The 13,477-nt window shown below is 65.5% G+C and carries 15 protein-coding genes; 9 read left to right on the top strand and 6 right to left on the bottom strand.

All coding sequences use genetic code 11. The features are described from left to right. Positions 1-64 precede the first annotated feature (64 nt). Positions 65-808, top strand: a complete 744-nt coding sequence (locus tag FF090_RS12810; protein ID WP_138857092.1) for a response regulator — start codon at positions 65-67, stop codon at positions 806-808. 36 nt (positions 809-844) lie between these two features. Next, positions 845-1,267: an arsenate reductase (glutaredoxin) gene (gene arsC, locus FF090_RS12805; RefSeq protein ID WP_138857091.1), complete on the top strand. Its 423-nt coding sequence runs from the start codon at positions 845-847 to the stop codon at positions 1,265-1,267. A 6-nt stretch (positions 1,268-1,273) separates the two neighbouring features. On the opposite strand, the gene FF090_RS12800 is transcribed toward arsC, so the two are convergent. Together FF090_RS12800 and FF090_RS12795 are read right to left on the bottom strand one after the other, a co-directional pair. After that, positions 1,274-1,546 (bottom strand): GNAT family N-acetyltransferase, encoded by a 273-nt coding sequence (locus FF090_RS12800; protein WP_246071413.1) that lies wholly within the window; start codon positions 1,544-1,546, stop codon positions 1,274-1,276. After that, the gene (locus FF090_RS12795; protein WP_138857089.1) at positions 1,546-3,648 is read right to left on the bottom strand and encodes a prolyl oligopeptidase family serine peptidase; all 2,103 of its coding nucleotides are present in this window, start codon (positions 3,646-3,648) and stop codon (positions 1,546-1,548) included. Before FF090_RS12795 ends, FF090_RS12800 begins: the two co-directional genes overlap by 1 nt. A gap of 116 nt (positions 3,649-3,764) precedes the next feature. On the opposite strand from FF090_RS12795, the gene FF090_RS12790 reads away from it, so the two are divergent. Both FF090_RS12790 and FF090_RS12785 read left to right on the top strand, forming a co-directional pair. After that, the gene (locus tag FF090_RS12790; RefSeq protein WP_138857088.1) at positions 3,765-4,466 is read left to right on the top strand and encodes a hypothetical protein; all 702 of its coding nucleotides are present in this window, start codon (positions 3,765-3,767) and stop codon (positions 4,464-4,466) included. Between the two features lie 17 nt (positions 4,467-4,483). After that, positions 4,484-6,541 (top strand): M3 family metallopeptidase, encoded by a 2,058-nt coding sequence (locus FF090_RS12785; RefSeq protein ID WP_138857087.1) that lies wholly within the window; start codon positions 4,484-4,486, stop codon positions 6,539-6,541. A 21-nt stretch (positions 6,542-6,562) separates the two neighbouring features. Here the strand turns inward: FF090_RS12785 and FF090_RS12780 are convergent, their stop codons facing one another. Beyond that, positions 6,563-6,943 (bottom strand): response regulator, encoded by a 381-nt coding sequence (locus FF090_RS12780; protein WP_138857086.1) that lies wholly within the window; start codon positions 6,941-6,943, stop codon positions 6,563-6,565. Between the two features lie 122 nt (positions 6,944-7,065). On the opposite strand from FF090_RS12780, the gene FF090_RS12775 reads away from it, so the two are divergent. Continuing rightward, positions 7,066-7,344: a hypothetical protein gene (locus FF090_RS12775; RefSeq protein WP_138857085.1), complete on the top strand. Its 279-nt coding sequence runs from the start codon at positions 7,066-7,068 to the stop codon at positions 7,342-7,344. 17 nt (positions 7,345-7,361) lie between these two features. Here FF090_RS12775 and rsgA read toward each other — a convergent pair whose 3' ends face one another. From rsgA to FF090_RS12760, 3 genes are read right to left on the bottom strand one after another with little or no spacing between them, the layout of a single operon-like run. Beyond that, a complete protein-coding gene (rsgA, locus tag FF090_RS12770) occupies positions 7,362-8,318 on the bottom strand; it encodes a ribosome small subunit-dependent GTPase A (protein ID WP_138857084.1) in 957 nt (318 codons plus the stop codon). Further along, positions 8,315-8,641, bottom strand: a complete 327-nt coding sequence (locus FF090_RS12765; RefSeq protein ID WP_138857083.1) for a 4a-hydroxytetrahydrobiopterin dehydratase — start codon at positions 8,639-8,641, stop codon at positions 8,315-8,317. Before FF090_RS12765 ends, rsgA begins: the two co-directional genes overlap by 4 nt. Further along, positions 8,638-9,915 (bottom strand): M48 family metallopeptidase, encoded by a 1,278-nt coding sequence (locus tag FF090_RS12760; RefSeq protein WP_138857082.1) that lies wholly within the window; start codon positions 9,913-9,915, stop codon positions 8,638-8,640. Before FF090_RS12760 ends, FF090_RS12765 begins: the two co-directional genes overlap by 4 nt. 70 nt (positions 9,916-9,985) lie before the next feature. Here FF090_RS12760 and orn point away from each other — a divergent pair, with 70 nt between their 5' ends. The 4 genes from orn to FF090_RS12740 all read left to right on the top strand — a co-directional run bounded on the left by orn (position 9,986) and on the right by FF090_RS12740 (position 13,414). Further along, positions 9,986-10,540: an oligoribonuclease gene (gene orn, locus FF090_RS12755; RefSeq protein ID WP_138857081.1), complete on the top strand. Its 555-nt coding sequence runs from the start codon at positions 9,986-9,988 to the stop codon at positions 10,538-10,540. After that, on the top strand, positions 10,537-12,363 hold the full coding sequence (locus FF090_RS12750) for a chorismate-binding protein (RefSeq protein ID WP_246071412.1): 1,827 nt from the start codon (positions 10,537-10,539) through the stop codon (positions 12,361-12,363). The genes orn and FF090_RS12750 overlap by 4 nt, the downstream gene beginning before the upstream one ends. A gap of 62 nt (positions 12,364-12,425) precedes the next feature. Continuing rightward, positions 12,426-12,788: a hypothetical protein gene (locus FF090_RS12745; protein WP_138857080.1), complete on the top strand. Its 363-nt coding sequence runs from the start codon at positions 12,426-12,428 to the stop codon at positions 12,786-12,788. Then, complete coding sequence (locus tag FF090_RS12740) at positions 12,788-13,414, top strand: trimeric intracellular cation channel family protein (RefSeq protein ID WP_138857079.1); 627 nt, start codon at positions 12,788-12,790, stop codon at positions 13,412-13,414. The genes FF090_RS12745 and FF090_RS12740 overlap by 1 nt, the downstream gene beginning before the upstream one ends. The last annotated feature ends 63 nt before the right edge of the window (positions 13,415-13,477 follow it).

Here is a 13,477-nt window from a genome sequence, read left to right as displayed (position 1 = left end):
GCGCCCTCGTGTCCGTGGCGCAAGCCTCGCTAGAGTGCGCTGAAGCGAATTCCTGGGGCATGAAATGAGCCGAGATCTTGGCGCCATCCTGGCGTTGATGCAGGCAGAGTTCCTGGACGAGTTGCCTGAGCGACTCGCCCTCATGGAGGCGGCCGTTCTGGCTCTGGAGGCCGGCACCGCGGATGCCTTCAATGAGACCTACCGCCTGGTGCACAACCTGAAAGGGGCTGGTGGCAGTTTTGGGGTGCCCATCATCAGCACGATCTGTCATCAGTTCGAGACCTTCCTGAGTCAGAAGGCCGAGGCCTTTGGTCCGTCGGAGTCGACGGTTGCGCTGGCCTATGTGGATCTGCTGCGCCGCACGCTGACGGCCAGCAACCGCGAGGGGGCGGGCCTGGCGGCGCTTGAGCAAGCCCTTGAAACCATGCGAGCCCGACAAGTCGGGCGCCGCTTTTCCGTGCTGGTGGTGGAGGCTTCGCCGTCCATGCAGCGGGTGTATCAGGAACTGCTGGGGCAACAAGCAGGGCTGCATCTCACGCTGCTGGCCAGTGGCCTGGAAGCCTTGGCCCGGCTGTTGCATGAGTCCTATGACTTGATCGTGGCCTCTCGTGAGTTGCCGGACCTCAACGCCGTGGCACTGACCGCCGCGTTGCGGGAGTCCAGCCGGTCCAATCAGGACAAGCCAGTGATCATCGTCACCAGCAACGCCAAGCCTGTTCCCGCCCACTTGCGGGTGCGGGCCCGGTTGAAGCGGGATCCGCGCCTGGCCCAGGCCTTGCTGGAGCAGATAGAGGCGCTGCGGACTTGAGCCTCGTTGCTCCGCTCGCCATGCGACAGTGCGGGAATGACGGACATCACAATTTTTCATAACCCGCGCTGCAGCAATTCCCGCAATGTGCTGGCCTTGCTGCGCCATGCCGGCTGCGAGCCGCAAATCGTCGACTACCTGACAGCGCCTTTGGACGCTCCGCAGTTGCTGGCTTTGGCGCAGGCCACCGGCCTGGGGCTGCGTGGCCTGATGCGCGACAAAGAGGTGGCCTACTCGGCTTTGGGCTTGGGGCGGGACGATGTGGACGAGACCACGCTCTTGGAAGCGCTGCAGCGCCATCCAGAGTTGTTGAACCGCCCCATCGTTGTGAGTTCACGTGGAGCGGCGTTATGTCGGCCGCCGCAAACGGCATTCGAGCTGTTGCCCTGCGCAGGACCGCTGCCGCCGTTTACGCTGGAAAACGGGCAGCAGGTCTGGGACAGCGGCCTGCGACGCTAAGACGGTTCAGGGCCGCAGATCGGCCCATTCGGGATGCTTAGCGAGGTAGGCCTCGACATAGCTGCAACCGGGCCCGACCTGTAGGCCATGTTGGCGCGCCCAGCTCAAGCCGGATTGCACCAGTTGCGCGGCCAGCCCCTGCCCGCGCAGGGCGGGGGGTGTGCCGGTGTGGGTGAAAACCACGCGCTGTCCGTGGCGTTGGTAGTCCAGCTCGCAAAAGTCGGCCCCGACATGCAACTCAAAGCGCTGCGCGGTTTCGTTGTGGTGGACGGTGTGCATCATTGACCCCCGAGCTGCATCCAGAGATAGCTGTACTCGATGGCCTGCCAGGTCGCGCGCTGCTCGTTGTCTGCTGCGCCGCCATGGCCTCCCTCGATGTTTTCCCAGTAGAGCGGGTTGTGGCCCTGCTCGATCATGCGAGCCGCCATCTTGCGGGCATGGCCGGGGTGTACGCGGTCGTCTTTGGTGCTGGTGTTGATCAGCACGCGCGGCATCTTTTGGTCGGCACGCACGTTCTGGTAAGGGCTGTACTTCGAGATGAAGGCCCAGTCCTCGGCCTTGTCAGGGTCGCCGTACTCGGCCATCCAGGAGGCCCCGGCCAGCAGCTTGTGATAGCGCTTCATGTCCAGCAATGGCACCTGGCACACCACGGCATTGAAGAGCTCTGGACGCTGGGTGACGATGGCGCCCATCAGCAGGCCGCCATTGCTGCCACCCATCATGCCAAGCTGCTTGGGTGTGGTGATGCCCCGCTTGATCAGGTCTTCGGCCACGGCAATGAAGTCGTCGTAGGAACGCTGCTTGTTCTCGCGCAGCGCCGATTGATGCCAGGCCGGGCCGAACTCACCGCCGCCGCGGATATTGGCCAGCACGAAGACGCCGCCCTTGGCGAGCCAGCCACGACCCCGGCTGGCGCTGTAAACCGGATTCAAGCTGACCTCAAAGCCGCCGTAGCCGTAAAGCAAAGTGGGGTTGCGGCCATTCGCCGTGGCGCCCTTGGGATAGATGACGAAGTAGGGGATGGACGTGCCATCCTTGCTCTTGACGAAGTGTTGCTCGGCGCGCATGCCGCTGGCGTCGAACCAGGATTGGCGGGTCTTCAGCGTCTGGCGCTCGTCACTGCCGGCACGGGCCAGATACAGGGTGTCGGGAGTCAGGAAGTCGGCGTAATTGATCAGATAGCGGTCCGCCAGCGTGTCGCGTGGCAGGTCGCTGTCGAACAGGGGCTTGAGCGTCAGAGTGCCGGGGAAGGGCGCCTGCACCTTGCGCAGCTTGGGGCTTGCACCGCGCAGGTCCCACTCCTCCAGCTTGGATGCGACGTTCTCAGAGATGTTCAGCACCACGTGGTGACGGGTGGTCACCAACTGGGCCAGCGAGCGCGTGGCATCGGGGCGGAACAGGGCCTGAAAGCGGCGTTGGCCGGCCAGGAATTCCTTCCAGCTGCCCATCAGCAGGCTGCCGGCCTTGTGGGTCTGGCCGCCCACCGTCCAGTCGGAGCGCAGTCGCAGCAGCAGGCGTTGATTCCAGAACTGCGGCTGCACGTCCAGGGGCAGCTCCAGCTTGCGCAGGCCCTTGGGGGTGACCAGGTGGTATTCGGCGCGATAGAAGTCCAGGGCTCGCTGCACCAGGGCGCGCTGCTTGGCGCCATGGCCGTCTACGCTGGCGCCGACCCAGGTGTCCTTGGACTGACCTTCAAACAGGGTCTGCGCGCTGGTCAGCGGCGTGCCGCGCTGCCAGAGCTTGAGGATGCGTGGGTAGCCCGAGTCCGTCATGCTGCCAGGGCCGAAATCGGTGCCCACGAAGAGGTGGTTCTCATCCCGCCACTCCACCTGGCTCTTGGCCTCAGGCAGGCTGAAGCCCTCGGCCACGAACTGCTTGCTGCGGGTGTCGAATTCGCGCACCACCACGGCGTCCGAGCCGCCGGGCGACAGATTGAGCAGGCAGCGGCGGTACTCGGGGGCCAGGCAGTTGGCGCCTGCAAACACCCAGCTCTTGCCCTCCGCTTGGCCCAGGGCATCCAGATCCAGCACCGTCTCCCACTGCGGAGCGGGCTTGGCGTACTCCGCCAGGGTGGTGCGCCGCCACAGCCCGCGCTTGTGCGTCTCGTCCTGCCAGAGGTTGTAGACCTGGTCGCCCATGCGCGTGAACTGAGGAATGCGGTCTTTGGCATTCAATCCTTGCAGCAGCTCGGTGCGCAGGGCCTCGAAGCCTGGGCGGCTCTTGAGCAGGCTCTCGGTCTCGGCATTGCGCGCCTTGACCCATGCCATAGCACGTTCGCCCTGAACGTCTTCCAGCCAAAGATAGGGGTCCTCAGGGGCGGGCGTCTGGGCACCGGCTGCAAGGCCGAATAGCAAGGAGGAGGCAAGCAGGGCAGGTTTCATGGTGGGCGTGCGGATTGGAGGCGCGGAATTATCGGCAGCGGCGTCGACCCTTCCGGAAGGGGGAGGGTGAGCGTGGCATCATCGCCGGTTCAACGCAACTTTCTGTTCCTGCTGCCATGCGTGCTTCCGCCCTTGTCCTTGCCCTGACCGCCAGCCTGTTCGCCACTTCGACCTGGGCGCAGACCACGCCGCCCAAGTCGGCCAAGCCTGCCAAGCCGGCTGCAGCGGCGCCTGCGGCCAAAGCTGCTGAGTCGGCCAAGCCCCGGCCCAAGCTGATGACCCGCGACGAGTTGCGTGAGTGCTTCGCCCGCCGCGATGCCAATGCCGCCGAGGCCAAGGCGATCCCGGAAGCGGATGCGGAGTTGGTGAAGGAGCGCGCGACGGTGCTGGCCGAGCGCGATGGCATCCAGACCCGCAATGCCGAGATCACGGCCGCTGAAAAGGCCCTGCTGGCCGACAACGACGCCTTGCTCAAGCGTCACGCTGAAATCAAGGAGAAGGCGGCGGAGATGAGCAAGAAGGAGCGTGCCGAGGCCGTCAAGGAATACGAAGAACGCGCTGCCAGCATCAATGCCCGCATCGAAGCGCACAACGCCAAGAAGCGTGCGTTTGCCGAAGAGGTCAAGGTCTTCGAGGCCCGTATTGAGGAATTCAATAAGAAGAAGGATGCCCTGGCCGAGCGCGGCGACAAGCTGGGCGATGCCCAGGACGCCTGGCGCAGTGAGTGCGGTAACCGTCCCTATGACGAGAAGGACGAAATTGCGCTGAAGAAGGAAGCCCAGCAGAAAGAGGCTCAGCAGAAAGCTGGCTCGCAGTAAGCATTCGGAAAGCACCCATGCAAAACCCCCTGCTGACTGACTGGTCCGCCCCTCAGGGTCTGCCGCCGTTCGCGGCACTGCGGCCTGAACATTTCGGTCCGGCCTTCGAGGCCGGCATGAAGGCTCACCGGGCCGAGATCGAGGCCATCGCTGCGCAGCAGGCGTCGCCCAGCTTTGACAACACCGTGGCGGCTTTGGACGCCAGCGGGCGCTTGCTGGCACGCATCGAGGCGCTGTTTTCCACCCTGGCGGCCTCGCTGTCCACGCCGGAATTGCAGGCGGTACAGCGCGAGCTGGCGGCGCCGCTGGCAGCGCATGGCAGTTGGGTGGCGATGCATCAGGGTCTGTTCGCCCGCTTGGAGGCGCTGATGCAGCAGGCCGGCAGTCTGGGCCTGGCGTCCGATCAGCTGCGGCTGTTGGAGCGTCTGCATCTGGAGGCCGTGCGCGCCGGTGCAAAGTTGGCGACTGCAGCCCGCGAGCGCTACGCGGCCATCATGCAGCGGCTGGCCGAGCTCAACACCCAGTTTGCTCAGAACGTGCTGGCCGATGAAGCCGGCTATCGCCTGGTGCTTCGCAGCGAGGGTGAGCTGGCAGGCCTACCTGAGTTTGTGCGCGCCGTCATGAAGCAGGCTGCCGCCGAGCGCGGCTTGGGCGCGGACGAGTACCTGGTCACCCTGTCGCGCTCACATGTCGTCCCATTCCTGACCTTCTCGGCTCGACGCGATCTGCGTGAACAGGCTTGGCGCGCCTGGGTGGGCCGGGGTGAGCAAGACGGGGCCAGCGACAACCGCGCCATCGCGCAAGAAATTCTGACCCTGCGCAACGAGCAGGCACGCCTGCACGGTTATCGCTGCTTTGCCGATTACCAATTGGCCGACACCATGGCGCAGAACCAGGCGGCGGTGCAAGGCCTCTTGATGCGCGTTTGGGATGCGGCGCTCAGCGCGACTGCCCTGGAGCGTGAGGCCGTGCAGGCGGCGGCCTTGGCGCATGGTTTCGAGGGCCAGGTTCAAGCCTGGGACTGGCGCTTTTATGCCGAGAAAGTGCGCCAGGCGCGTTATGCGTTGGACGAAGCCGAGCTCAAGCCTTACTTCCCGCTCGATGCCATGGTGGCGGCGTTGTTTCACTGCGCGCAGCGGCTCTATGGCATCCGCTTCGAGCGGCGCCCTGACTGGCCTGTCTACCACCCCGATGTGCAGGCCTACGAGGTACTGAACGCTGATGGCAGCCACCGCGCTGTGTTCCTGCACGACAACTTTGCCCGCGTGGGCAAGCGCAGCGGTGCCTGGATGAATGCCTTGCGCTATGCCCATGCGAATGGTGGTGATGCAGGCGGAACGCAGACGCCGGTGATCCTGAATACCAATAATTTCGCCAAGGGCGCGCCGGGTGAGCCCACCTTGCTCAGCCTGGACGATGTGCGCACCCTGTTCCATGAGTTCGGCCACGGTCTGCACGGCATGCTGAGCGACACGCGCTACGAGCGCCTGTCGGGCACCCAGGTGCTGCGCGATTTCGTCGAGTTGCCCTCGCAGCTGATGGAACACTGGATTGCCGATCCGGCCGTGATGCAGCAGCACGCCAAGCATTACCAAAGCGGCCAGCCAATTCCCGCTGCTCTGATTGAGCGCATCAAGGCCGCTGAGCTCTTCAACCAAGGCTATGAGACGGTGCGCTACACCGCGTCGGCTCTGGTGGATCTGGCCATCCACGCGCTGGAGGACGAGCAAGGGCCTGACATCACGGCCTTCGAAAGTCAGACCTTGGAGCGCCTGGGTGCCCCGGCGGACTGCGGCATGAACCATCGGTTGGCGCATTTCCAGCACCTGTTCGTGGGCGACAGCTATGCCAGCGGCTACTACGTCTACCTCTGGGCCGAGGTGCTGGATTGCGATGCCTTCGAGGCCTTCAAAGAGGCGGGCGATCTGTTCGATGCGGCCACCGCGCAGCGTTACCGGCAACACATCCTGGCGGCAGGCAATGCCCAAGAGCCGGGCGCGGCTTACCGGGCCTTCCGGGGGCGGGACGCGCAGATTGAACCGATGCTGCGTGGGCGGGGCCTGATCCCCGCCTGATTCGGGTTCGAGCAACTGCCGCTATTGCGGCGGCAGTTGCTGGTCCAGCCCGGCCCAGAACACTTTGAAATTGATGGGCTTGGTCCAGTAGTCGGCAAAGCCGGCATCCAGTGCCGACTGGATGTCGTCGGGCATGGCATTGGCCGACAGCGCGATGCAGGGAATGCCGGCCGTTTCGGCGCTCGCGCGCAACTCAGCGCGGACTGCGTAACCGTCCAGATCGGGCAGTTGCATGTCCAGCAGCACCAGATGGGGCTGCCAGCTTTGCGCCAGGGCCAGGCCGCGGCGGCCGTCCTCGGCGCAGCGCAGTTCGATGTCCTTGCGCCGGGCCACCAATTCCTCGACCACCAAGGTGTTGACCGGGTTGTCTTCGATGTACAGCAATCGGTAAGGTTTGTTCATGGCGTGGGCGAGAGCGACAGCCGCAGCGTGCCAAGATTCGTTGTCGCCGATGCTAGGGACTAACCCCTTGAATCCGGCGCAAGCGGCCCCAGATGGGCCAGAGACTTTTGGAGCGGACTGAAATGGGACAGGGTGTTTGGGCCGGACTGTTGCGATTGGCCCTGGTGTTGGTGGGCCTGGTGCTGGTGCTATGTCTGGCGCTGTTCGGCCTGGCCCTGATCGCGGTTTGGGTCCTGTGGTCTGGCTTGCGGCGCGCCTGGGCACGTCTGATGGGCCGCCCGCAGCCGGCCCGACCTGATTTGCGCCGCTGGCAGAGCTGGGCGCGGCAGACGGTCAACCGCCATCGACCGGGAGCCGTCGCGGGTGAGGTGATTGACGTCGAGGCGCGGGAGTTGCGCTGAGTTGGGTTGAGCCCCGCTCAGTAAATCGGCGGTCGGCTCAGTTCGTCCAGCAGTTCCAAGTAAATCCGGTAGCGGCTTTCGGCAATTTGGCCTTCGGCCAGTGCTGCGCGCACCGAGCAGCCCGGCTCGTGGCGGTGGCTGCAATTGGCGAAGCGGCAACCCGCCTGCATGGCAGCTGCAAAGTCGGGCAGCAGACTGGCCAATTGGGCCGGCGCGATGTGCTGGATGCCAAAGGTCTGAAAGCCGGGCGAGTCCAGCCAACCCGAGCGCCGCTCAGGCTCCAGCCAGTACCACTGCGTATGCGTGGTGGTGTGGCGGCCGCTGTTAAGGGCCACTGAGATCTCGCCCACCTGGGCTTGGGCGTCGGGCAGCAGGGCATTGGTGAGCGTGCTTTTTCCCGTGCCGCTGGGGCCCAGGACCAGGGTGCTATGGCCTTCCAACCAGGGGCGCAACTGAGCCAATGCGGCCTCGGGATCGGCGCTCAGGCTCCACTCGAACACCGGCACGCCCATGCGCACATAGGGCGCCAGGCGCTCGCGCGCCAGGGCCACGCCGGGCAGGTCGATCTTGTTCAGCCCGATGCGCGCATGGATGCCGGCCTCGGCGGCCGTGACCAGCGCGCGGGTCAGCAGCGACTCTGAGAACACCGGCTCCACCGCTACCAGCACCAGCAGCTGATCCACATTGGCGGCAAAGCTCTTGCTGCGCCACTCGTCCTGGCGGTAGAGCAAATTGCTGCGCGGCTCGATGCTTTCGATCACGCCCTCGTCGCTGCCGGCCATCTGCCAGCGCACGCGGTCGCCCACCACGGCGTCGCTCTTTTTGCCGCGGGGGTGGCAGAGGATGCGCTGCCCTTCTTCAGTCTCCACCAGGTAGTGACGGCCGTGGCCGCGCACCACCAGGCCCAGGTCCAGATGGTCGCGAGGTCTTTGACTTTGGCTCTGGCGCTGCGCGCGCGAGCCGGGCCGGCTCAAGGCCGAGCCTCGGGCAGCAGATTGACTTGGGCGGCGCAGACCACGTCGTTCATGCTCACCTTGCCGCCGGCGCTGTGGGTGCTGAAGCGCACCGTGGCCATTGAGTAGCTCAGCGCCAGATCGGGATGGTGATCCTGCGCGTGGGCCAGATCGGCCACCGCGTTGGCGAAGGCCATCACCTGGTAGAAGTTGTCGAACTCAAAGCGGGCGCGCAAGCCGCCATCGGCGTGCTCCCAGCCGGGCAACTGCGGCAACCATAGTGCCAGGCCGGCATCGTCCAGGGCCGGTGCGCCGGCTTGGCATTGGGCGGTGAGCAAATTCATGGGCGGGCCTGGGCAAGGATGGCGGGGAGGCGCTCGGCGGCGGGCGGGTGGGAATAGGTCCAGCGCGCCACCAAGGGGTCGGGGGTCAGGGTGCTGGCATTGTCCTCGTGCAGCTTGAGCAGGGCCGAGGCCAGGGCGCGACCCTCGCTGTGCTGGCAGGCATAGGCGTCGGCTTCAAACTCGTGCTTGCGCGAGCCCTGCGCCATCAGCGGTGTCAGCAGGATGCTGAAGACCGGCAAGGTCATGCCAAAGAGCAGCAGGGCCAGGGCCTCGTTGTCGCCCAGCAGATTGGGGCGCACGCCCAGGCCCAGATAGAAGGCGGGCTGCTGAGCCAGCCAGCCCAGCAGCGCGAAGCCGGCTAGGCTCAGAAACGCCATCAGGGCCAGGCGTTTGGGTACATGGCGCAGCTTGAAGTGGCCCAACTCATGCGCCAACACGGCTTCGACTTCGGGCGGGTCCAGGCGCTCCAGCAGGGTGTCGAACAGCACCACGCGCTTGGCCGCACCCAGACCGGTGAAGTAGGCGTTGCCATGGGCGGAGCGACGACCGGCATCCATCACAAACAAGCCCTTGGCCGCGAAGCCGGCGCGGGCAAACAGGGCCTCTACACGGTCCTTCAGTGCGCCGTCAGTCAAGGGCGTGAACTTGTTGAACAGGGGTGCAATCACCAAGGGGTAGATCAGCATCATGCTCAGTGAGAAGCCAAACCACAGTGCCCAGGTCCAGATCCACCATTGCGGTCCGCTGCCGCGCATCAGGGCCAGTAAAGCCCAGATCAAGGGGATGCCCAGTACCAGCAGCAGCACCAGTCCCTTGATCTGATCGGTCAGAAAAGTCTTCCAGTCGGTGCGATTGAAGCCAAAGCGGGCCTCAAGCACAAAGGTGCTGTAGAGCTCGAAGGGCAAGTCGATCAGGCTGCCGATCAGGTTGAAGGCCAGCAGCAAGGCGATGGGGTAGGCATAGCCGCCCCAGGCCTCGCGGCCGATGGCGGCATAGAGCGACTGATTGAGCCACTCCAGCCCGCCCATCAAGGTCCAGCCCACCAGCACGGCGGCGCTCAGCACCTGCATCAGCATTTGCAGCCGTCCCTTGGCAAGGGTGTAGTCGGCCGCCTTTTGGTGCGCAGCAAGGCTGACATGCGCAGCAAAGGCCGGTGGCACTTGAGCGCGGTGCTGGGCCACGTGACGGATCTGGCGCGTGGTCAGCCACAGTTTGAGCAGGGTCGAGGCCAGCAGGGCGGCCGCGAAGATCAGGGTCACGATTTGGGAAGACATTGGGAGCGGCGGCGAGAGGGCGGACAGTGTAGGTGGGCACAATCCGCTCACTTCATCAAGAGCCACTGCCATGAGCTTAGAGCGCAACGACAACAACCTGATCTGGATCGACTGCGAGATGACCGGTCTGGAGCCCAACAAGGATCGCATCATCGAAGTGGCGGTGATCGTCACCAATCCCGATCTTTCGATCCGGGTGGAAGGGCCGGTCTTCGCCATCCACCAAAGCGATGCCGTGCTGGATGGGATGGACGCCTGGAACAAGGGAACCCATGGCAAGAGCGGCCTGATCGATCGGGTCAAGGCCTCCACCGTGGATGAGGCCGCCGCCGCCAAGGCCACCATCGAGTTTCTGCAGCAGTACGTCGGCAAGGGCAAGAGCCCCATGTGCGGCAACACGGTCTGCCAGGACCGCCGCTTCCTGGTGAACTACATGCCCGATCTCGAAGCCTTCTTCCATTACCGCAACCTGGATGTCTCCACGCTCAAAGAATTGGCGCGGCGCTGGAAGCCTGCCGTGCTGGAGGGCGTGAAGAAGGCCCAGGCCCACACCGCACTGGCCGACATCCATGAGTCGGTGGATGAGCTGATCCACTACCGGGCGCAGTTCCTGAACCTGGCTTGAGCGCAGCGACTCAACGTCCGTTTGCGGCGTTTGACTTCCCGCGCCATCCGCTGGCGCGCGAAGACGGTGAACGCCTGCGTGGCGCCTGGTTCGATCCGCCCGCACAGTGGCTGCTGGCGCGGCGTGCCGATGAACTGCTGGCGGTGATTGATGCCGCGCATGCCCAGGCCCAGCAAGGGGCTTGGGTGTTGGGCGGTTTGCGCTACGAAGCTGCAGCCGCCCTGGATCCCAATCTGGGTGGCTTGCCCTGCGAGGGCCTGCTGGCGGCTTTTGCGGTCTTTGAGAGTGCGCCGCAGGCCTGGCCGGCGGAGGCCGGACCGGAGCGACTGCGCTCTCAGCCCTGGCGCCAGAACCTGCATGAGCCGGAGCAAGATGCCGCAAGCGTCGAGGCCGTGCGCGAGGCCATTCGGCGCGGTGATTGCTATCAGATCAACCTGACCACCCGCTTGGCCAGCACCTTGGTGCCCGGTGTCGATCTGGCAGAGCTGTTCTTTGCCTTGCATGCGGCCCAGCCCGGTGGCTTCTCGCTCTACCTGCAACAGATGGGCGCGGGTGAGAGTCAAGAGGGCGGTGTGGCCAGCGTCTCCCCCGAGCTGTTCTTTGATTGGCGAGCGCTGCCCGAGCATCCCAAGACCTGGCTGCTGGCAGCCCAGCCCATGAAGGGCACGGCGGCGCGTGGCGTGGACCGTGCCGGTGACGAGGCGGCCCAAGCCTATTTGCGCACCAGCGAAAAGGAACGGGCTGAGAACCTGATGATCGTGGACCTGCTGCGCAACGACCTGGGCCGGGTGGCGCAGACCGGCAGCGTGCGGGTGCCGCGCCTGTTTGAGTTGCATGAGTTGCCCACGGTCTGGCAAATGACCAGCACCGTGACAGCGCTCACCCGACCTCAGGCTGCGTTGTCAGAGCTGTTTGCGGCGTTGTTTCCCTGCGGCTCGGTGACCGGGGCGCCCAAGCGCCAGGCTATGCAGTTGATCCGCGAGCTGGAAGCCGCGCCCCGCTCCTGGTACTGCGGTGCTTTGGGGCTCATCCAGCCGGGCGGGGCCTGCACCTTCAACGTGCCCATTCGTACGGTCGAGGTTCGCAACGACGGCAGCCTGCAAGCGGGCGTGGGCAGCGGCATCACTTTGGATTCCGAGCCTGCGGCCGAATTGGCCGAGTGGCGGGCCAAGGCTCGCTTCCTGGAGCGCGCGCGCGCCCCCATCGAGGCCGTGGAGACCCTGCGCCTGGAGGCCGGCCATTACCCCCTGCGCGGTGCGCACTTGCGCCGCATGGCGCGCTGCGCCCGCCACTTCGGCCTGCACTGGGATGGCGAGGCGGCATTGGCGGAGTTGGACCGCCAGGCCCAAGCCTTGGGACATGGCTGTTGGCGGGTGCGGCTCAGTCTGGCCCGCAGTGGTCGATTCAGCACGCGCATCGAGCCCTTGCAGGACGTGGCGCAGCCGGTGCGTCTGGCCCTGGCCATGCGCGCACTGGATACAGGCGGCGTGGCGGCCGAATTCATCACGCACAAAACCAGTCGTCGCGAGGCCTATGACTCGTTCGCCGCGGACAAACCGGCGGGGGCCTGGGACTTGGTGCTTTTCAATCAGGCGGGTGAACTGACGGAGGGCTGCTTCGGCAATCTGGCGCTGCTGCTGGATGGGCAGTGGTGGACTCCACGGGCCGAAGCCGGCTTGCTGGCCGGGGTGGGGCGTGAGCACTGGTTGGCCCAGGGCCGTGTGCGCGAGGCCCCGCTGACCCTGGCCGACTGGCAGCGTGCTGAAGGCCTGGCTTGGTTCAACGGGTTGCGCGGCTGGTTGGACGCGGTCAAATTTCAATGAACACATTCGACAAACAGAACAAGTTCGATATACTGAACGTAATTTCTGTTTGGAGAACAGCCATGCCTCAATCCGATGCCCTGCTCAGTGATGGCCGCGCGCGCCTGTTTGATCGGCGCGGTGCCGGCATGCTGACCTTGACCCTGACCCCGGCAGAAGGCCCGGAACTGCCTGCGCGCTCTCCGGCCGCCGCCTTGCAGGCCTTGCTGGACCTGTTGGCACGCCAGGTTGACTTGGGTGCCGCGCAGGGCGCCGAGCTGACGTTGTTCCTGGGCTCCCCCTTGGCCGGTGCTGAACTGCTGGCTCAGTGCAGCGCAGCCCTGCCGGGCTGGCGTGTGGGCGCGGCGGTGGGCGCCTTGTCGGACCCCCGCTGGCCTCTGGCCCTGCGCGCCCGGCTGCCGCAACGGGCCCTGCAGTGGCATTGATGTCCTCATCGGCCTGGCTGACCGGCGTCGAGGCGCTGGCCACCCTGGCTTTTGCGCTCTCCGGTCTGATCGAGGCGGCCCGCAAGCGCCTGGACGCCGTGGGGGTGTGCGTGGTGGCCGGCCTGGCGGCCTTTGGTGGCGGCACCTTGCGTGATGTGTTGCTGGACCGCCGGCCCTTCTTCTGGGTCGAGCATGCGCACTGGTTGTGGGCCTTGCTGGCGCTGTGCGTGTTGGCGATGCTGAGCCTGCGGGCACGCCATCTGGCGCTCACCGAGCGTGCCGTGCAGTGGCCTGACGCGCTGGGGCTGGGTCTGTTCACGGCGGGTGGTACCGAGCTGGCCTTGGCCCAGGGCCTGCCGGCCATCGTGGCGGTGCTGATGGGTGTGATCACGGCGGTGTTTGGCGGCGTGCTGCGCGACATCGTTTGCAACGAGATCCCGCGTGCCTTTCACGATCACCGCCCCTACGCCGTGTGTTCCTTCGCCGGAGCCTGGGTGGTGGTGGGTGCTCAAGTGCTGGCGGCGCCGCAGTGGCTGGGCCTGCTGCTGGGGGCCGGCTTGGCGACCCTGCTGCGTGCGCTGGCCCTGTGGCGGGACTGGCAATTGCCCGCCTGGCGGGTGGATTGAGGGCAGGCATCGAGAATTTGTGCGCACTTGAGTCGCCGGCCCTAAAAAAGAACGCCATCCGGG

This window comes from Inhella inkyongensis (genome assembly GCF_005952805.1).
In the GTDB taxonomy this organism is placed as follows: Bacteria; Pseudomonadota; Gammaproteobacteria; order Burkholderiales; family Burkholderiaceae_C; genus Inhella; species Inhella inkyongensis.
This window is presented reverse-complemented; position numbering and strand designations above follow the sequence as displayed.